Origin of the sequence: Sporocytophaga sp. (assembly GCF_017745095.1) — a bacterium.
Lineage (GTDB): Bacteria > Bacteroidota > Bacteroidia > Cytophagales > Cytophagaceae > Sporocytophaga.
This window is the reverse complement of sequence record NZ_JAGHZZ010000023.1, coordinates 18,755-39,344: the sequence shown is the minus strand read 5'-3', so window position 1 is coordinate 39,344 and position 20,590 is coordinate 18,755. Positions and strand designations below refer to the sequence as shown.

Here is a 20,590-nt window from a genome sequence, read left to right as displayed (position 1 = left end):
AATATTTCAAACCTGAATATTACTGTATCATTCTTCTTTCTGATTTAAGATTAAACTTTTTTTTGATATATACAAAAATCAAAAATGCAGAAAATCCAATTATTGCAAAGGTTGCATGTTCTCCTGCTTTTTTTTCATGCGCCTTCACTTCTTCATTATAAACATTAATGTTCCTGAATTTTTCATTCATAACTGCAGAATTGTAAATGCTCAGAAACCTTGATTTATCCTGGTTAAAATTAGCTGAATCTGTGAAAAAGTCTAGGTAAATATTCCATTGCCTCCTAATATATATCCTATCAAAACGATCTTATCTCCCAACTTCGTTTCACAATAGAATTTATACTGGGAGCTGTCAACTTCAAGATTCTCTTCTATGCCTGATCCATTTAATGTTTCCGATTCCTCATTGATTACATCTTTGAAAAGGGCAATTTCAAATTGTGGGATTTGAGTATAATTCAAAATGAGATAAGGAATTTCACTCCCAAACTGTCATTGAGTGCATACCCCCTGATAGAATTGGTCAATTCAATTTTATGACCTGATCTTAAATCATCTAGTTTATCCTTTGCTATTGCATTCCAACCTTCAGGAATATTAATGGAATAATCTTTTTCAATTAAATTAAAAGCCTGACATAGATGGGTATTTAATATAATCAGTATTAACAGGTTTAAACTTAGTAGCCGCATTTTATTGTATTCAAGACTTTAAAGGTAGAAATTAATACTGGTGAATTTAATTGAAGGTTTCTTAATAGGCTATTTCAAATTAATCAATTTAATTTCAAGGAAAATAATAAGAGTTAATCTGCCAGATAAAGTCTATTTGGTATATAAAAATTTCCTTTTTGTCTATTCTTGCCAACCTCCTCACGTGATTGAAGTAATTTAGCCTTAGTAAAATCAATCTAACCACTATAACAATGAAAAAGATATTATCAACGGTTATATTTTCTGCATTTATAGCCTTTACTTCTTTCGCTCAGAATCAGGGACAACATCAGGGACATCAGCATAATGGTGGTGGTCATGAGCAAAAAACTCCGGAAGAAAGAGCAGAAGCACATGCACAAAGACTAACTAAAGAATTGTCATTAACAGCAGACCAGACAGGCCAGGTTAAAACAATCATTTTAACTCAGGAGCAAAAGGCTGAGGAAATAAGAGCAAAATATAAAACTGCAACAGATAAAAAAGCGGAGCATCAGGAAATGGAAGCTCTAAAAACCAGCAGTGAAGGTGAAATTGAGAAAATATTAACAGCTGATCAATTAACCAAATATAAGGAACTGAAAAACAAGCAACATAATCATGGTTCCCCAAATAATGGAAAGGGACAGAAGCATAACAAGTAAGGTTTAATTTGTCCTGTTTTCAGCAAGCCATCTCGTCCCGGTGATGGCTTGTTTTTTTTATGTATTCCACTCGTTATTATTCCTTATCTTATCAATATTCAGTTATAATCTCAATAATTTATCAGAGTTCTTTAAGAAGCAATTTTAACGAAAGAAAGTCTGGTGGTCAGCCCAATTAGAAGCCTCCTGTATCGGCCTTTACTACATTTCTCACTCCTACTTCCGGAGTTGTTGGTTTAAAGTTAAAATACTTATCAAATTTGCTGCTGTCAAAAAAATAATCTCTTTCATTCTGGTAGTTCATCTCTTTTAATTCTTTCATTATCGGTACAAATAAACCCAGAATTCCTATTAACCATGATGGTAATACCATGTATCTAGGAGTAATTTTCAATTCATTAGCAAAAAGTTCTATCCATTGTTTTCCGGTTATTTTAGTAGCATCAGTCGGTAAGTGCCAAACCTGATTGTAACATTCAGGTGTATTGCCTAGCATGGCTGTTGCTTTGGCAGCATCAGGAGTATAAGTAAAATTATGAATTTTATTTACATTCGCCATCCAGTTTGCAGCCTTGCCTTTCCTTAAATTTTTATATACAAGCTCATTCATTACGCTGTTTTTTATAGAAGGACCATAGAAGTCTGCAGACCTTGCTATGAGGGCTGTAAGCCCATTTTTAGTCTCTTTCATGATCTTGTCTGCAATGGCAGCACGAATCTTCCCCTTTTGACTTGATGGCTTTACAGGTATTTCTTCTGTCATATTTCCTATGTAATCAGGATCATACATGTATACATTATCAAAGAAAACCAACTTAGCATTATATCTCTTGCAGGCATCAATTACATGATTGATCAACGGAGGCCACTTTTGTTTCCATACACTTAGTTTATATTCGAATCCGATGGTTAGATAAACAATATCTGATCCATGTATTGCTTTGTCTACAGAAGACGGATCTGATAAGTCTGCAGGGAATAGCTGATCTTCCGGATTTACTTTCTTCGGATTACGACTTACCAGTCTGATGTCCTTTGTGTATGATGAAAGTTCTTTGGCAAGATCTACTCCTATTGCACCACCGGAGCCTAATATTGTTTGCATATGTTTTAAGTTGAATTAAGTTCTGAAAGATCTGAAAATTTTTCGTTTTATATCAGATTTAAGTTATCCTTTTTAGATAATATTTTCAATGTGTATAAATTCAAATAGCTTTTAAGATATTCAATCTTAAAAGCTATAATGAATGATATAATATTTAATTTGATTACAATGTTACAACTATCTTTCCTCTTGTTTTGCCCGTCTCTATTTGTTTGTGAGCAGACTGGATATCATCAAATGAAAATGTTTTTGAGATGTGTGATTTTATAATTCCTTTCTCTAGAAGTCTTGCAAGTTCCTCCATATCTTTTCCATTAGAAGTTACAAGGAAGTTATAAGCATTTACTCCTAACTCTTCTGCTTTTTCCTTCAAACCTTCCTGCAAGCCGGAAGGTATACTAATGACCGTTCCACCTTTTTTTGTTGATAGTAATGATCTGGAAGCATTATCACCACCCATGGTGTCTAATACAAAATCTGCATCCTTAACAATTTCTTCAAATCGTTGAGACTTGTAATCGATATGTTCATCTGCTCCCAGACTAAGTACAAAATCCTTGTTTTCTATAGAAGATGTCCCTATAACATATGCCCCCAGATATTTTGCAATCTGAACAGCATAATGCCCTACCCCGCCGGCTGCAGAGTGTATAAGTACCTTTTGTCCTGATTTTACCTTGGCATTATCCACCAATGCCTGCCATGCTGTTAATAAAGCCAGGGTTGCACCAGCAGCTTCCTCATGAGTAATATTGGAAGGTTTTTTAGCTATATGATCTGCAGGGGATACAACATATTGAGCATAAGCAGATGCCAGTCCCGGAAAATTTACCATTCCAAATACATCATCACCTTTCGCAAAATTTGTTACCTCATCTCCAACTTCCCTTACTATACCTGATATATCCCATCCAAGGACCAGTGGTAAGTTATCCTTAAATCTTCCTGCAAGTCCTTTACCTGATCTGGTTTTTACATCAACCGGATTAATGCTAAATGCTTTAACCTCGATTAATACATCGTTTTTTCCAGGTGATGGCATATTAATATTAGTAGGAATAAGTTTTTCCGGGCCACCAAATTCGTTAATTATAAATGCTTTCATATCTTTTTGTTGTTAAATTTATATTACAAAAGAACAAGGAAATTATATACCTCTTCTTGTACTTTCTCAGGTTTATCCTGTAAATTTAAAGGCAAATGGTTAAGGAAAATATATATCAACCTTTCGAGATTTTTTTTCAGGAACTGGACGAAGCTCCTGTATCCGGACGTTCTCATAACTTCTTTGAACTTGTTTATATAATTGATGGCACCGGCAAGCAATGCATTAATAAAAACAAGTTTGACTACTCAAAGGGCCACTTTTTTTTATTAACTCCCAAAGACCATCATTCCTTTGAAATTGAAAAGACAACTAAATTCTTTTATTTAAGATTTGGAGATATTTATTTAAAATCAAAGGAGCAAAAGGACCCTTCATATTTCGAAGCATGGACATCAAGACTTGAATTTATTTTTCAGAATGCGAGTAACCTTCCCGGTTGTATCCTAAAAAATATTGAGGACCGGATACTGGTAAAGAACATCGTAGACAGCCTTATTAAGGAATATATCAATAGAGACGTCTATCATCAGGAAGTAATAGTTCAGCTTGTAAATACGGTTATTGTGCTCGTTGCCAGAAGCATCTCAAGGACTTTCCCTTTAAAGCTGCAGGAGAAAGGATCATCTGAAGCGATGTTATCTATGGTAAGATATGTTCAAAGTAATATTTATAAACCTGAAATGCTGAAAACTGAGCAAATCGCTACACATTTTAATCTTTCCCAATCATACGTGGGAGAATATTTCAAAAAGCACACTGGAGAAAATCTTCAGCAATATATTACCAATTACAAACTTCAACTTGTAGAAACCAGGCTCCGATATAGTGATCTTAGAATAAATGAAATTGCATTTGAATTAGGATTCACGGATGAAAGTCATCTGAACAGAATTTTTAAAAAATACAAGGGAACTACCCCTTCAGACTTCCGAAAAAAATCACCCAATCTTTTGTAGTTCGCTGATTATATAAGGGATATAACCTCCTCTGAAAACCTTTGAATATTTTCAAAAGTTAATTACAAAAGAGGTTATGAAAAATTTTCTATATAAAAGTTCCAATAATATTCTGATATCTGAAAGGGAAAATCCATGGCCACCTTTGGTTTTGGATGACTGGATCAAAACCTATAAAACCCTTCATCTGTGGATGCAGATTGTAGGGAAAATAAAACTTAGCTTCTCCCCTAAGCTTAATCACTGGTGGCATATTACTTTTACTCCCACAGCAGAAGGCCTAACAACGGGACTTATCCCTTACCACAACTCATACTTTCAAATAGATTTTGATTTTATAGACCATAAACTGTATATCAAAACCAATGAAGGTAAGTTTGACAGCCTGGATCTATACTCAAGGTCTGTTGCAGATTTCTATATAGAAACAAAAGAAAAACTAAGACATTTGGGGATAGATATTAATATCTGGACAACTCCTGTTGAAATGGAAGAAAGAATTCCTTTTGAAAGGGATTTTACTCACAAGACATATGATAAAAAGTATGTTGAAACATTTCACAAAATTCTCTTATGTGCTGATCATGTAATGAGGGTTTTCAGATCCGAGTTTACTGGAAAGAGCAGTCCTGTTCATTTCTTCTGGGGAGCGATGGATCTTGCGGTAACCTTCTTCTCCGGCAAACATGCTCCTACACATCCGGGAGTGCCCAATATAAGCAAAGAAGTAATGGTAGAAGCCTATTCAAAAGAATTGAGCAGTTATGGTTTCTGGCCAGGCCTTGGACTTGGAGAGCCAGCCTTTTATGCTTATGCCTATCCTCAACCGGATAAATTTAGTACTGCAAAAATGTCAGAGGGAGCTTATTACAATGAAACATTAGGGGAATTTATATTACCTTATGAAAAGGTAAGAGAATCAGAATCGCCCAAAGAAATGATACTATCTTTCTTTAAGGCAGTATTCATAGCATCTGCAAAGCTTAATAACTGGGATGAAGGTCTGATCTGTTACAAATAATGAAATAAACGGGGACCTTATTGTTGTTTATGAATAACTATTTTTTGAGGTCTTTAATGAACATACAGATTACTTTGTCATTATTTTCCTTAAGATAGGCTACATCTTCAGAATCAAACTCTGCCATAGCTTTATACTTAATCCTAATGAGTCTTAACCCCTGCAATATATTCATCAACAGGAGTGCATATTCTTCTTTATTCACTTCACGAAATTCCTGCTTATCAATACCAGTCTGAATAATGTCGCCGACCAGTTCTATTTCAAGTTTGTAGAAGTCTTCAACAACTTTTCCAAAAATTGGCTTTGAATTAAAAAATGACTCTGTTTTAAGTTTGGAAAGGTTGAGGAGGTTTTGAAAATAATCAAGACGGTATTTCACATAATGCTTAAGTTGTGAAGCGGCGTCCGTTTCGGCATTCATATGTTTTTTCATTTCTGCCAGAAACTCTTCCTGTTCTTTTTGAATTACAGCCTGAAAAACAGCTTCTTTATCGGGGAAATAATAGTAAAGAGAAGCCTTACCCATTCCCACATCTGCAGCGATTTCATTCATGGTGGTTTTACATAAACCATAGTGCCCGAACCTTTTCTGGGCAGCGTTCAGAATGATATCAAGCTTTGAAGAATCTTCCGATTTCGTTTTTTCAGTCATTCAAAAATATTTTCAAACTCTAAATTTATCATTTTTTTTTGATCTTTTTACAAAAAAAGCTTACACTACCAGTTGGCAGGAAATTCAGAATACTGTGACCATTTTTCTACTGCTTGCATATTCGTCTGCGATTCATTTTCCAGTTGCTCCTGAATATATTTTAAAGGGAGCTTTATATCATAAAGTTCTAAAAGGATTCTAAAACTTTTTGCAAAATCTTCTTTAGCTTCTTTCTTGTTCTTTCCCCATGACAAGGATCCTATTTTAGTATTTAAAAATACCGTATAATCATCAATTGGATTAGTATTAAAATAAGAATACTGAGATGCACCGAAAAACATGCGAGACAACCATGCTGATTTTACCTGAAATGTGATTTCTCTTTTCATAACTGGACTATTTTTATTGGAAGAAAATATTTCCCCCTGCATAGGCAGAGGGAAATTACAAATAAACACAAATTAACCAGGTACAATCTTCTGAAAACAAAAGACCGTAGCGGGCTCTAATTTTCTGATATCAATTCTTTGTTTAATTGAAATTCACCTTGTGCTTCAGAAACAACTTTTTTATTTCTGTAAGCAATTTTTGAAATCACAACAAACAAAACAGGCACTATAAATATTGCCAAACCTGTTGCCGCAAGCATCCCACCAAAGACTGTCCAGCCTATCGTCTGTCTTGAAACTGCTCCTGCACCTGTTGCTACCACCAAAGGCAATACTCCAAGTATAAACGCAAAAGATGTCATAAGGATCGGACGTAAACGAAGTCTTACCGCTTCAAGAGTTGCTGCAACAATCTCCATTCCATGATCTACTCTTTCTTTCGCAAATTCCACTATAAGAATTGCATTTTTAGCTGCTAGTCCGATAAGTGTAATCAAACCAATCTGAGCATATACGTTATTGCTCAGTTTAGGAAGCAATGTAAGCGTAAGTATGGCACCAAAGGCTCCAAGAGGCACAGCTAACATTACAGAGAATGGTACAGACCAGCTCTCATATAGAGCTGCAAGGAATAAGAATACAAACAGTACAGATAACGCAAATATATATACTGTAGTTGACCCTGACTTAATTTCTTCTCTGCTCAATCCGGAAAACTCGTATCCATAACCTGCAGGTAATACTTGTTCCGCTACTTCTTTTAAAGCAACGATGGCTTCACCACTGCTAAAACCAGGCTTAGGTACGCCATTTATTTCAGCAGACCTGAAAAGATTATAATGCGGCACAACCGGTGCACTTTCAATAACTGTATACGAAACAAGTGTACTTAAAGGTATCATCTGACCTTTATTATTTCTTACATAATATTGATCAAGATTATTCATGTCTTTTCTATATAAAGTATCTGCCTGTGCCACCACTCTGAAGGTACGTCCGTATGCAGTGAAATCATTGATATATTTCCCTCCCATATAGGTCTGTATGGTACTGAATACTTCAGTGACAGGCACACCCATCAATTCACATTTTGCTCTGTCTACATTTATTTTATAACCAGGAGCTTTTGCTGTAAAGAAAGTAAAGGCTCTTGCGATTTCAGGTCTCTTGTTAGCTTCCATCACAAATGATTGAACCACTTTTTCAAAACCTTTAATATCATCGTTACTTTCTCTTTGTTCCAATACAAAACTAAAACCGGAAGCATTACCTAAACCTGGAATTGGTGGAGGTGGAATAACAATGATGTTAGCTTCTTTAATTTCCGAGAACCCTTTCTGAAGCTGTCCGATAATGGCTTCTACCTGCATAGACTTATCCTTCCTGTCTTTCCATGGTTTTAGCTGGCAGAATAAAGTTCCGCTATTAGATTTCGAAGCAAAGGTGATTGCATTCAACCCTCCTAGGGCTGCATAGTGCTGAATAGCTGGTATTCCGTCTATGATTCCCATCATTTTTTTCAACACTGTTACTGTTCTTGTTGTGGATGATGCTTCAGGAAGTTCAAATGTGATCAGCAAACGACCTTCATCTTCTGTTGGAATAAAACCTGTTGGTTTCGCTTTAAACATTCCTACTGTTCCTGCAAACAGGCAAACCAATAATACGAGTACTAAAGGTGCCTTTTTAATTGTCTTCTGAACACCAGAAGAATAAGAAGCTGTAACTCTTGCAAACCAGTTATTGAATTTAAAGAAGAATTTGTTCAATCCTTTTGAATTCTCATCCAGATGCATCGGTTTAAGAAGCAATGAGCATAAAGCCGGTGTAAGCGATAAAGCCACGAAGGCTGAAATCAATACGGAAACTGCAATTGTAATTGCAAACTGCTGATACAATCTTCCGACAATACCAGGTACAAATCCTACAGGTACAAACACAGCCGCAAGAATAAGAGCAATGGCTATTACAGGTCCTGAAATGTCCTTCATGGCTTTTATAGTTGCCATTTTAGGAGAAAGACCTTCGTGATCAATATAATGCTGTACAGCTTCCACCACCACAATGGCATCATCCACAACTATACCAATGGCAAGTACGAATCCGAATAAGGTCAATGTATTTATTGTAAATCCTAACGGGATGAAGAAAATGAATGTACCTATAATGGAAACCGGTATAGCCAGTATCGGGATCAATGTCGCTCTCCAGCTTTGCAAAAAGAGGAATACAACGATTACAACCAATATCAAGGCTTCAACAAGTGTATGTACCACTTCATTGATTGAAACATCCACAACCGAAACTGATTCAAATGGTACCACATACTGCACATCAGAAGGAAATGATTTTTTCAATTCGTCCATAGCCTTGGTAACTCCTTCAGCCACTTCCATTGCATTACTACCTGGAGCCTGGTAAATAAGAAGGTAGGATGATCTCATACCATCTACAAAGTTGTTATTGGCATAATTGTATTTACCTAGTTCGATTCTTGCAACGTCTTTCAGATATACAATAGATCCATCTTGAGGCTTTGTGCGTACTACAATATTCTGGAAGTCCGATTCTTTCTCAAGCATACCATTGATCTGAATGGTATATTCAAATGCCTGATCATTAGCCTGGGGAGCGGCACCAGTAGAACCTGCTGCCACTTGCATATTTTGTTGCTGTAGCTTGGTAATTACCTCGCTTGCTGTAATTCCGTATTGAGCAAGTTTATCAGGTTTTAACCAAACACGCATACTGAAGTTATCCGCTCTGCTGAAAATATCTCCTACTCCTTTCACCCTTAAGAGCGCATCTTTTATGTAAATGTTTACATAGTTATCAAGGAATTTAATATCGTGTGTCCCTTTTGGAGAATACAAAGCAACGAGCATCAGAATAGATGGATTACGCTTTCTGACTGTAAGACCAACTCTTTTTACATCATCTGGAAGCTGGGGAGTAGCGACACTCACACGGTTCTGAACATCCAATGTTGCAATATCCACATTTGTACCAACATCAAACGTAACGTTCATAGTCATACTTCCGTCACTCGTTGCATTGGTTTGAATGTATGACATTCCTGGAACACCGTTCACTTGCGACTCTATAGGAGTTGTCATAGTACGTTCCACAGTCTGGGCATCTGCTCCTGAAAAAGCACCTGTTACCTGAACCAATGGTGGCGTAATTTCAGGATACTGACTTACCGGAAGGCTTATCAGCGTAAGTATCCCTACGATTGTGATAACAACCGATATTACAATTGCTGTTACCGGTCTTTTAATGAATATATCTGCTATCATAAATTTTGCCTTTTAAACCTAAGATTATTTAGCTGAAGCTGTCGGTTTCTCTGTATTGATTACTACAGCAGAACCATCACGAAGTTTCTGTACTCCATCAACAACAATATCTTCGCCCTCTGATAGGCCGTCATATATAACAATATTATGACCAATGACCGGACCTGGCTTAATTTTACGTTGTCTTGCTGTATCCTGACTTACAACATATACAAAGAATTCTCCCATTTGCTCAGTCACTGACTTTTGAGGAATAACAGGCAGCTTTGATGCATTCTTGTTTTCAACTCTTATATTACAGCTCATTCCTGCTCTCAGTCCTCTTTGACCATTAGGGAATGTAAGCCTTACTTTTAATGTTCCTGTTTGTCTATCTACAGCTCTGTCAAGAAAGAGAATTTTTCCTGGATGATTATAAACACTGCCATCTGGTAATACAATTGTAAATAAGGAATCAGTCTTGGAAACTTTTCTTTTCTCTAATTCAAGGAATCTATTGATCTCCTTCTCACTGATTACAAAGTCAACAGCAATAGGATCGTTGGATGAAATTGTATTGAGCCTGGTTTGCCCTCCTGTAACAAAGGCTCCCTTTTTTACCAGAGAAATACCAATTGTTCCGTCAAATGGAGCGTATATAGTTGCATGTCTTAAATCGGTCTTGGCTCTTAATAGTTCAGCTTCTGCAACTGCAAGCTGGTTTTCTGCATTTTCAAGATCTGTTGCTGAGTATTCAAGTTTCTGCTGAGTTGCCATTCCTCTTTGTCCAAGTTCGCTATAACGCTTTGCATCGTTTTTCGCTTTTTCAAGATTAGCCTTGGCAATCTTTACATTGGCTTCTGCTTGAGCATTAGAGGCAGCATATTTACTTTGCTCAATTTCGTATAACTTCTGCCCTTTTCTGACTAGCTGTCCTTCTTGGAAAGATATATCTGTTATGAAACCGCTAACCTCACTGCTTATTTCCACTTCATCCAATGCTACCACATTTCCCGGATAGAAACTATGATAAACGGCATCTTCAAAATTTACCTTCTGCAGGTTTACAGGAACGTTTGTTGCCTGCATATTTGGAGCTGGACCTTTGCATGAAAAAGCCAGTATTGCTAATCCTACTAACAAAAAAGCACCTGATAATAGATTTTTATTCATATCCATTGGAGTATATTCTGGTTATTTGTGTTTTCTTAAATCAATTTGTTACCTAATTATTAAATGAGGAGCGATTCAGCTTTTATTTCCTGATATTCCCCATTGCCTTGTCATAGTCTGCTTTTGAAAGCAAGGCTCCATATAATGCGTTATAATAACTTGTCTGAGCATCTATCAAAGAAGCCTCTGCTGTCGTGACTTCTATGTTGAGAGCAATTCCATGTTCATATTCAGCTCTTAATACCTGTAGGTTTTCTTGCGCAAGATCAAGGTTCCTTTTCTGAATCTTTAAAGATTGCATGCTATTCTCCAGATTGATCAAAGCCTGATCTACTTCTAGATTGATTCCTTTCTCTAATGCAACTTTATTATTATCAATCACCTCTTCTTCTATTTTCTTTTGCTGTACTTTGTAGTGCGTAGCAAAGCCCGAGAATATAGGTACTTGTAATCTTAGCCCAACAGATGAATATTGATACCAACGACTACTTTGAGTAAGGTTTTCAATCTTGGAAGCCGAAGGAGTATATCCTGTAGAAGCAACTGCAAAAAGCCTTGGATAATGGCCAGCCCTCGTGGCCTGCAGATCCAACTTGCTTAATTTTTTTTGAGACTCAATAATGGAGTATTCAATTCTGTTTGAATAGTTAACTTTTTGTTTTGAATTGAGGATTTGCTCTACCTCCAGCAATACGTTTTCAGATAATGAATCTGTAAGAACCAATGGATTTTCCTCTGGCAAGTTCATCTGATACCTTAATATGGCCCGACTTAATTCAACTGCCCTGATTGTCTTTTCCTTCTCTTCTCTCATGTTATTAAGACTTACTTCAATTCTGCTCACGTCTATCTTTCTGGCAAGACCTGTTTCATAGCGGGCAATTGTCTCTTTATATAAAGAGTCCATCCTTTCAAGGTTCTTGAGAATTGCCTTCAGTTGTTTCTCATTCACAAGTACACCATAATATGCTTTTGTTACATTTACAGTCATATCAATCTGAGACTTTTTTATAGTCTGATCGGCTATAACTTCTGAAGCATTTGCAGCCTTCAGGCCGGAGAAATGTGCCATATCAAATAGTACCTGAGATGCAGAAACCGAAGGAACAAGTTGATTTGGCAGGGCAAGTTGGAGTGGAACAACAGCTCCTGGAGCTGCTGAAGTCATCAAGCCAATTCCTCCTTCTAGAATATTCTTTTGTACCTGAAAGAAGTGATTGAAATCTGCATTTCCACTCACTTGAGGAAGCAATAAAGACCTCACCTCACCTTTTTTAGCTGAGGTCATGTTTCTCTGTAAAACTGAATTTTTAACATTAAAACTATTGTCCATAGAATAATCAATAGCCTCTTTTAAAGAAAAGGAGGTTGGTCCGTCTGACGATGTCTGAGACCTGACACTATTGACAATACCGATAAAAAAAAGCAAACAATAAATAACTCTCATAAAATACATAAAACTAAATCACTAATTATCAATAATTTATTTGTTTGAATGGTAACTTTCGAACAATTGACTAATTTGGTTGAGTAAATGATAAAGCAAATGTAAATTAACTTTTCGACTATTTTAATAAAATATTCGAAAAGTTTTGAATTATTTTTTTGGGGATATATTTCAAAAAAAATGTATCAAAAAAAAATTATTCTGACTATAATTAATTCAGTTAAAAAGTTGAATTATTTACGGTTTGTTAAAAAATGAAATTGATATTCTAAATCAAAAATAAGGGTAGATCTATAGGTTATAATAGACGAAAATGATAGTTTTGGTCTATCAATTTAATTAGTATATGTCAGAAGATTCTCCGTTTAGAAAGGATAAGAAACAAGATCTTGAAAATCAATTAATCTATAGAAAGTCATTATTGAAAGGGCAAACAAAAAAAATTGCTCAGGATAATATTAAACTTAAAGAGAATCTAAGACAGGTTGTGAGAAATTTTCTAAAAAAGGAAGAGGAATAGCTTTTAAAAAACGAGGAAGTACCGGTTTCCCGATGACTCCCTCTTTGGCAACCTTGGATTATAGAATATTTTTAAGAAACCATTTTTATATAACTTTCTTTTTCACCTTCACAAACCGGACAACAATAATTATCAGGAAGTAGATTAAATGGCACACCTGGATTGATGCCAGCAACCACATCACCTATTGTCTGATTATATATCGTAAAGCAGGTTTTACACTGAAAAAGATCTATCTCAGGTTTAAGCAATCTTGTTTGAACAGGAGCCTCATCCTCTTTTTTCTTGTTTAGCTGCGAATAAAAAATAAGACAAAGACTTTGAAGCTTTTCTGCCAGTTCATTTTCCGTAATACTTTCTGCAAATGATATCAATTCTGCATTGGTGGGATCAAAATCTTCAGTGTGGAATATGGAATAAGTATTTTGAGCCTCATTGGAATTGAATCTGATAATAATGTTTCCATAACTGTCAGAATCCTTTGTACTTATTCCAAAGCAAATTCCATATGTCCTGATATCCTTTCTGTCAAAAATATTTACAAGTTTATTTTTGAGTTCCAGTGCTTTCGGGTTTAGATCAGGCAATTGCCAATGCAACTCAAGCGCAGAATGTCTGATATTGATTCCATGCTTACCTAAAAGTACCTCCCATTTTATTCGCTCTTCATCCTTTATATCTTTTATAAGCAATGATTTCCAAGTTGTCAGATTAATTTTACCAATTCGACCCTCATTACATATTTCACAAACATCAAGTATAAATTCAATCGGATATTCATAATTTCTCCTGTATATACCAAGCCAATAAACACCAGCCATAGGGTTAAGGCCTTCATAGTATGGTATAGACCCTTTGACAATATTACAATTACCATCTACAGCTCTACTGTTGCTGATAACGTCTGTTGTTATCTTATTAAAAACTTCATTAAGATCAGCAGGCTTATTTTTATAATACAGTTCCTCAATTTTTTTTGAAAGAGGAGCTACATCATCTATATAAATCAATGCAGGCCATAGTTCTCGCAGCGCAAATCCTGGGAGCTGAACATATAAAAACCAGTAGTTGCGATGATGAGAAGCTATAAAATTCAGATGTCCGGTAAAATGAGGTATCAGTCTTTGTGCAGGGTCAGTTATATTGATTTTAAGCTTAGGCTGATAGTCAAACTCCTCCAGTACATCAAAAAAAGTATCAGCAGTTACCCATATTGTAGATGGGTATAATCCTACGCTTGCAGATGATGTTACTATATTGCAATGTTGTCCGGAGGATGATTCACAGAAAAAGCTTAATGATTTCAGGTCATCTTTGAGCTTATTAGCTGTTTTATCTGGGCAGGTTAAATATATTTCCTGCCTTGAACCGAAATTAATGCCCGAGCAATTATGTTCTTTGGCACTCAGAGCAATTTTCTCAAGCTCTCCCGGAGATATAATTCCACCGGTTGTTAGTATTCTGATTACCTCTTCCATAGTTCTTTTTGACAGGATTGAGTATTAATTAATGAGTCATTGTCAATTTTATTAAAATATAAAATCAGTAGACATAAAGTTTGATTGACGGTCTTTTATGATACCTCTCAACATTTCTTTATTGGCAGAGATTTCTTTTGCCGCTACCATAGCTCGAATACTAAAGGTCCGCAGAGCATCTACTACAGAAAGAGTACCTTCTCCCGAATCTTTTCTGCCGTTAAACGGATATACGTCGGGACTACGCTGACACTGACTGTTAATGTTTACACGGCAAACCTGATTTACAAACTTGTCAATAAGGCCAGCCATTTCTTCACGATCCGTTCCAAACAGACTGACTTGCTGTCCATAATTTGACTCCACCATATATTGAATTACTTCTTCAATCTTTTCGAAGGAAACTATAGGTACTACCGGACCAAACTGTTCTTCATGATATAGTTTCATATCTTTCGTAACAGGATACACAACTGCAGGAGCATAAAAAGTCTGATGCACAGTTGCTCCTCCTTCATTGATGATGGATGCACCTTTTGAAATAGCATCTTCAATCAATTCATTTAAGAATGCTGGTTTTTCAGGCTCTGGCAAAGGAGTGATCTGTACATCTTTTTCCCATGGCATTCCCCATTTCAATTTTCCAAGTGCTTCAGTAAACTTATAATTAAATTCATCAACAACAGAATTGTGAACAAACAAGATTTTTAATGCAGTACATCTTTGTCCGTTATAGGATAAGGCCCCAAGGATACATTCATTAACCGCCAGATCTATATCAGCATGGTCTAAAACAATAGCAGGATTTTTTGCTTCTAGTGCCAGGACCGAACGAAGTCTGTTTGGCTTAGGATGCTGCATTTTTAAGATATTAGCAGATTTGCTGGTACCAATAAATGCAAGTACGTTTATTTTACCGGTTTTCATCAATGGCCCCACTGTTTCACGCCCCCTTCCAAAAACAATATTGATAACACCTTTAGGGAAAGAATTCTTGAATGCTTCCAGAAGCGGTCTGTGAAGCAATACCCCTATCTTTGCCGGTTTAAATAAGACCGTATTACCCATTAACAATGCTGGAATTAGCGTGGTGAAGGTTTCATTTAAAGGATAATTAAACGGTCCCATACACAATACCACACCAAGCGGGCACCTTCTGATTTTGCCAATGATTCCCTGTTCAAATTCATATTGAGCAGAGTCTCTATCAAGATTTTTGTATGCATCAATAGTGTCGATGATATATTCTACTGTACGGTCAAACTCCTTTTCAGAATCTTTTAAGGTCTTGCCGATTTCCCACATAAGTGTTTTCACAACAAGAGCTCTTTGTTCCTTCATCGCAACCACGAATTTTTCCATCGCTTTGATTCTATCTTCAACAGCCATAGTTGGCCATTCACCTGTTCCGTTATTATATGCAAGGTATGCAGCATCAAGAGCTTCTAATGCTTCCTTTTCGGTAAGTAATGGAGAAGTACCTAAAAGTTTTTTTACAGGACCATTATCAGTATCAAGACAAACTGGAGAAAAAATATCCTGCATTTGCCCATTCCAATGACGGATCTCCCCATTTATCAAATACTCTGTATGGCTTATTGGTGATCCATAAGAGTATTGTGCAGGGATTTCTTCTTCAACTGGAAATAGTGTTTCCAGATTCCACCAAATCAGATCTTTAGTTGTCATAGAATATTTCTGTTTTGTTTCTGATAATGTCTTTAAACAAACATAAATAAAAAAAATAAAATTAAGTAGTATTACTTACTTTTTTTAAAGGTAAATTATATTTGACCTTAAATGTTAACATAAAATATTTAAAAGTATATATTTTTCATAAAACTCCTTTTTAAAATAGGGGTTATTGTTTTAAAAAGTACAGTATATTTAACAATTGTCTTTATATTTTGCACATAAAGTTGTGAAATATATTTAGTTAAAATTTTATTAAGTTAAATTAAACTACTTATAAACAACATGTTAATTTATGTGCAGATTTATTTTAGCAAACCCTTAATATACGTAATAATACGTACCATTAAATTGTGTTATAAATTGATTTAGCCAATAAAAAAGCTACCTGAAATTCAGGTAGCTTTTTTATTTATTAATGAATAACTAAAAATTTTAAGCTTTCACAAGCGAACCTTCGAGGATTGCCTTTACCTCAGGCTTGCAACTGCCACATCCCATGCCCGCACCGGTGGTTTTACATAAATCAGAAAAGTCTTTACAGCCTTTTTTAATTGCAGCTTCAATATTACCTTCTCCGACATTATTGCAAGAACAAACAAGTTTACCTAGAACTGGTTCAGCTCCTCCTCCTTTTCCTCTAAGCAATTCCGTTCTTTTATCAGATAATTCAGTTTGATTTTGAATAAGCTCTTTAAATTCCAGAAACTCTGATTTATCTCCAAGTAAAATAGCTCCTACAAGTTTGTCTTCATGGACGATACATTTTTTGTAATATCTCTGAGCCTGATCCAGAAAGGTTATTTCTTCATATTCATCTTTCCTGTCGTATGGCACTTCGGACAGACCTAATGAGCAAAGTGACAACCCTTCCATTTTTAATATATTCATTGAAAGAGTTCCTTTGTAATAGCTCAACATATCTCCATTGAGATACCTGGCAATTACTTCAGCCTGTTCTTCTGCAGCTGCTGTAATTCCATAGAGGTTACTATTAAATTCTGCCAGTTCTCCCATTGCAAAAATATTCGGATCACTAGTCTGTAGGTATTCATTTACAACAACCCCTCTCTTAGATTCCAAGCCTGCCTGTTTAGGAATTTCAATGTTTGGAGTTGTTCCGATAGCAAATACAACAGCTTTACATTCTAGTGTACGTCCACTTACCAACTTTATTCCTGTAAGTTTTTCTCTTCCTGTAAAGTACTTAACCTGATCATTATAAAGTATTTCTACTCCCCTGTCTGTAACTTCCTCATGTAGCAATATACTTGCAGTTTCATCCAGTTGTCTATCCATTAATCTTGATGAACGTTGTAATACTGTCACTTCAATACCAATATCTCTTAAAGAAGCTGATAATTCAAGGCCTAGCAAACCAGCTCCGACAATTACAACATGGTCGCCTGGAGATGTATATTCTTTAAGTTTGTCAGCATCGTGACGAGTTCTCATAGAAAATATACCTTCAAAGCTCAGGTCAATATCCTTTGGAAGAAAGGGTCTGCTTCCCATTCCGAGTATAAGGACATCATAACTATGAACTTCCCCCTTCTCATCAGTGACAGTTTTATTTTCCTTATCAATAGATGTAATGCCATTACCCTGGTGTAATTTAATTCCAAGCCCTTCACTCTCCTCACATGTAAGCTTTACAAGTTTGTGCCATGGCATGGCTCCACTGATATAGTCCGGAAGCATTACTCTGTTATAAAAAGGAAATATCTCTTTACTGAAAACATGAATTTCGTCTGTGGTATTTATTTCCCTATAATAACTTACAAACTTGCAAGCACCTGCACCTGCTCCTATTACTATAATTTTCTGTTTTGGCTTTTGGTACTTAACTGCTTCTACTGCAGAAAATTTAAAATCAGGTTCTTTTGAGATAGGGTCTATCAATGATCCTGTTAGGTTATTAGCTCTGGCAAAGCTTCTGTTCAGGATACGCCCCCAATGCATTGGAAGAAATACCACACCAGATTTTATATCTTGAGTTATCTTAGCATTAACTCTAACACTTCCCCTGTCGTTGTTAATCAATACTGGATCTCCATTTTTAATACCTCTTATTTCAGCATCAAGCGGGTGAATCTCTACAAAAGGGCTATCTATATGTTTCTTGAGCTTATTGACCTTCCCAGTTTTGGTCATAGTATGCCATTGATCACGAATTCTTCCAGTAGTAAGGATTAGCGGGAACTCAGAAGAGACCGCTTCCGAGTTATTATCATCTGGCACAGCATGAATTTTAGCTCTTTTGTTAGGAGTGTAAAACTGTTTATCAGTGAATAACCTCGGAGTTCCTTCTGAATTCGGCGAAGGAACGGGCCATTGCATAGACCCTTTTTCTTTTAGCCTTTCATGGCTAAGTCCACTGATATCAATATTGGTACCCTTGGTTAATTTGCAATGTTCAGAATAGATATCAGCTGGGCCGCTATAATTGAATGAATCTCCATATCCCATTTTCTTTGCCAGTCTTATAAGGATTTCAGAGTCTGGGATGGCTTCACCTGGAGCTTCGGTGATTTTATTAAGATAGCTTATTCTGCGATCTGAATTAGTCATAGTGCCTGATTTTTCAGTCCAGCCTGCTGCAGGAAGAACAAGGTCTGCAAATTTTGCAGTGTCAGATGTATTAAAGACATCCTGAACTACTACAAATTTTGCATTTTTTAAACCTTCTTCAACGATATTCGAATTCGGAAGACTTACCAGTGGATTTGTACACATAATCCAGATGGCTTTCATCTTCCCACTTTTTAATGCCTCAAACATTTCTGTTGCAGAAAGTCCCGGCTTATCAGGAACAGAAGGCACTCCCCAGAAGTCCGCAATTTCTTTTCTATGTTCCGGATTTTTCATGTCTCTGTGAGCTGATAATAGATTGCTTAATCCTCCAACTTCACGACCTCCCATAGCATTTGGTTGTCCTGTAAGCGAGAAAGGACCTGAACCTGGTTTTCCGATTTGGCCAGTGATTAGGCTTAAGTTTAATAAGCTTAAATTCTTATTTACCCCAACTACGCTTTGATTTAAGCCCATAGCCCACATTGTAATAAAACCTTCAGCTCTCCCAATATACTCTATAGCCCAACGAATGTCATCTAATCTTACTCCGCATATGTTAGCAGCTTCTTTAAGCGTGCGTTTCATTACCTGCTCTTTGTAAGCTTCAAATCCGTCAGTGTGGTTTATGATAAAATCAACATCAATTCTTTCTCTTTCGATAAGTCCTCTTCCTATTGCATTATACAAGACGATGTCAGTTCCCGGATTGATTTGCAGGTGAATATCAGCCACGGAAGCTGTTTGTGTCTTCCTGGGATCTACCACTATAATTTTGGTGTTGGGATTTTGAGCTTTGTGAGCTTCTAGTCTTCTAAAAATGATCGGATGGCACCAGGCAGGATTGGCACCTGTTATCAAAAATGTATCAGCCAGTTCAATGTCATCATAGCTCACTGGTACGGAATCTTCGCCAAGTGCAAGTTTATATCCGGCAACTGCTGAACTCATGCATAATCTGGAGTTTGTGTCTATATTGTTGGTTCCCCAAAATCCTTTTACCAGTTTATTCGCAACATAATACTCTTCTGTCAGCATCTGACCTGAGGCATAGAGTCCTACTGAATCCGGGCCATATTTTTCGATAAAATTTTTGAATACAGCTGCTGCTCTATCCAATGCACTGTCCCACGAAACTCTTTGCATTTGATCTCCCCTGCTATAGCGCATCATAGGATACTGCAACCTGTCACTTTTATCGTTTACTGTATAGTGAAGATTCATTCCTTTGGAGCAAAGCATTCCCTTGCTTCCGGGGTGATCTGGATTCCCTTTTACATTGATCTTACCCTTTTTATCTTTTTCTACTATGATACCACAACCAACTCCGCAATATGAGCAAGTAGATTTTAAACTTTCTTTATGGTTTGATGACATAGTATTACAATTTTAAATTACAAAACTCAGCTTATTTTATATTTAAGGCATTATACCTACTACTTTGATATGAAAAAATAGTTAAATATAGATTTTACACCTAAAATTTCAACCTATTTTTAAGTTTTTTATATCATTTTAGCTTTTAATGCCTCACAAATCAAACATAGTGAAAAACGAATTAAAAAGTAAGTAAAACTACTTATTTTTTTAGATTAAAAATAAGTAGACTAAAAAATAGCTTTTATTGAATTATTCTAATAGATATGTTCGGAAATTGGCTTCTGGATAGATAAAAATTGAATTTTAAGGTCAATTTGAAGCAATGGTTAGATCTTGAACTTGAGATTGTTCATGAAAAACAGAATCGAGAGCTGGTTTACAAGATTTTTAGCTTAAAAAATAAGTTATCTTAATATAAAGGGAGCTAACTTACTCTTAGGTTGCTTTAAAACAATAG

Annotated in this window: 17 protein-coding genes; 4 read left to right on the top strand and 13 right to left on the bottom strand. The window is 36.0% G+C overall.

What is annotated here, in order from left to right; translation table 11 throughout:
- Positions 1 to 19 precede the first annotated feature (19 nt).
- The 3 genes from J7604_RS22710 to J7604_RS22700 all read right to left on the bottom strand — a co-directional run bounded on the left by J7604_RS22710 (position 20) and on the right by J7604_RS22700 (position 695).
- Positions 20 to 190: a hypothetical protein gene (locus tag J7604_RS22710; protein ID WP_293901368.1), complete on the bottom strand. Its 171-nt coding sequence runs from the start codon at positions 188 to 190 to the stop codon at positions 20 to 22.
- 71 nt (positions 191 to 261) lie between these two features.
- Positions 262 to 465: a hypothetical protein gene (locus J7604_RS22705; protein WP_293901365.1), complete on the bottom strand. Its 204-nt coding sequence runs from the start codon at positions 463 to 465 to the stop codon at positions 262 to 264.
- Entirely contained in the window at positions 462 to 695 is a 234-nt protein-coding gene (locus J7604_RS22700) for a hypothetical protein (protein ID WP_293901362.1), read from the bottom strand. Before J7604_RS22700 ends, J7604_RS22705 begins: the two co-directional genes overlap by 4 nt.
- Before the next feature lie 233 nt (positions 696 to 928).
- Between J7604_RS22700 and J7604_RS22695 the strand changes: the two genes are divergently transcribed.
- Entirely contained in the window at positions 929 to 1,360 is a 432-nt protein-coding gene (locus tag J7604_RS22695; RefSeq protein ID WP_293901359.1) for a hypothetical protein, read from the top strand.
- Between the two features lie 175 nt (positions 1,361 to 1,535).
- On the opposite strand, the gene J7604_RS22690 is transcribed toward J7604_RS22695, so the two are convergent.
- Entirely contained in the window at positions 1,536 to 2,465 is a 930-nt protein-coding gene (locus J7604_RS22690; protein WP_293901356.1) for an NAD-dependent epimerase/dehydratase family protein, read from the bottom strand.
- A gap of 163 nt (positions 2,466 to 2,628) precedes the next feature.
- On the bottom strand, positions 2,629 to 3,570 hold the full coding sequence (locus J7604_RS22685) for an NADP-dependent oxidoreductase (RefSeq protein WP_293901353.1): 942 nt from the start codon (positions 3,568 to 3,570) through the stop codon (positions 2,629 to 2,631).
- A 95-nt stretch (positions 3,571 to 3,665) separates the two neighbouring features.
- Here J7604_RS22685 and J7604_RS22680 point away from each other — a divergent pair, with 95 nt between their 5' ends.
- Together J7604_RS22680 and J7604_RS22675 are read left to right on the top strand one after the other, a co-directional pair.
- Positions 3,666 to 4,529: an AraC family transcriptional regulator gene (locus tag J7604_RS22680; protein ID WP_293901350.1), complete on the top strand. Its 864-nt coding sequence runs from the start codon at positions 3,666 to 3,668 to the stop codon at positions 4,527 to 4,529.
- Positions 4,530 to 4,605: 76 nt separating this feature from the next.
- Positions 4,606 to 5,550 carry a DUF5996 family protein gene (locus J7604_RS22675; protein ID WP_293901347.1) on the top strand — a complete coding sequence of 315 codons (945 nt, stop codon included), beginning with the start codon at positions 4,606 to 4,608 and terminating at the stop codon, positions 5,548 to 5,550.
- A gap of 37 nt (positions 5,551 to 5,587) precedes the next feature.
- On the opposite strand, the gene J7604_RS22670 is transcribed toward J7604_RS22675, so the two are convergent.
- From J7604_RS22670 to J7604_RS22650, 5 genes are all read right to left on the bottom strand, one after another.
- Positions 5,588 to 6,205, bottom strand: coding sequence for a TetR/AcrR family transcriptional regulator (locus tag J7604_RS22670; RefSeq protein WP_293901344.1), 618 nt, complete (start codon positions 6,203 to 6,205; stop codon positions 5,588 to 5,590).
- A 65-nt stretch (positions 6,206 to 6,270) separates the two neighbouring features.
- Entirely contained in the window at positions 6,271 to 6,594 is a 324-nt protein-coding gene (locus J7604_RS22665) for a hypothetical protein (protein ID WP_293901341.1), read from the bottom strand.
- Between the two features lie 116 nt (positions 6,595 to 6,710).
- Positions 6,711 to 9,893, bottom strand: a complete 3,183-nt coding sequence (locus J7604_RS22660; protein ID WP_293901338.1) for an efflux RND transporter permease subunit — start codon at positions 9,891 to 9,893, stop codon at positions 6,711 to 6,713.
- Between the two features lie 24 nt (positions 9,894 to 9,917).
- Positions 9,918 to 11,051: an efflux RND transporter periplasmic adaptor subunit gene (locus tag J7604_RS22655; RefSeq protein WP_293901335.1), complete on the bottom strand. Its 1,134-nt coding sequence runs from the start codon at positions 11,049 to 11,051 to the stop codon at positions 9,918 to 9,920.
- Between the two features lie 76 nt (positions 11,052 to 11,127).
- The gene (locus tag J7604_RS22650; RefSeq protein WP_293901332.1) at positions 11,128 to 12,492 is read right to left on the bottom strand and encodes a TolC family protein; all 1,365 of its coding nucleotides are present in this window, start codon (positions 12,490 to 12,492) and stop codon (positions 11,128 to 11,130) included.
- A gap of 346 nt (positions 12,493 to 12,838) precedes the next feature.
- On the opposite strand from J7604_RS22650, the gene J7604_RS22645 reads away from it, so the two are divergent.
- Positions 12,839 to 13,012: a hypothetical protein gene (locus tag J7604_RS22645; protein WP_156026791.1), complete on the top strand. Its 174-nt coding sequence runs from the start codon at positions 12,839 to 12,841 to the stop codon at positions 13,010 to 13,012.
- 71 nt (positions 13,013 to 13,083) lie between these two features.
- Here J7604_RS22645 and J7604_RS22640 read toward each other — a convergent pair whose 3' ends face one another.
- From J7604_RS22640 to J7604_RS22630, 3 genes are all read right to left on the bottom strand, one after another.
- Positions 13,084 to 14,490: a rubredoxin gene (locus J7604_RS22640; RefSeq protein ID WP_293901327.1), complete on the bottom strand. Its 1,407-nt coding sequence runs from the start codon at positions 14,488 to 14,490 to the stop codon at positions 13,084 to 13,086.
- 51 nt (positions 14,491 to 14,541) lie between these two features.
- Positions 14,542 to 16,179 (bottom strand): NADP-dependent glyceraldehyde-3-phosphate dehydrogenase, encoded by a 1,638-nt coding sequence (locus J7604_RS22635; protein WP_293901324.1) that lies wholly within the window; start codon positions 16,177 to 16,179, stop codon positions 14,542 to 14,544.
- 438 nt (positions 16,180 to 16,617) lie between these two features.
- Entirely contained in the window at positions 16,618 to 20,130 is a 3,513-nt protein-coding gene (locus J7604_RS22630; RefSeq protein WP_293901321.1) for a nitrate reductase, read from the bottom strand.
- Between the last annotated feature and the right edge of the window lie 460 nt (positions 20,131 to 20,590).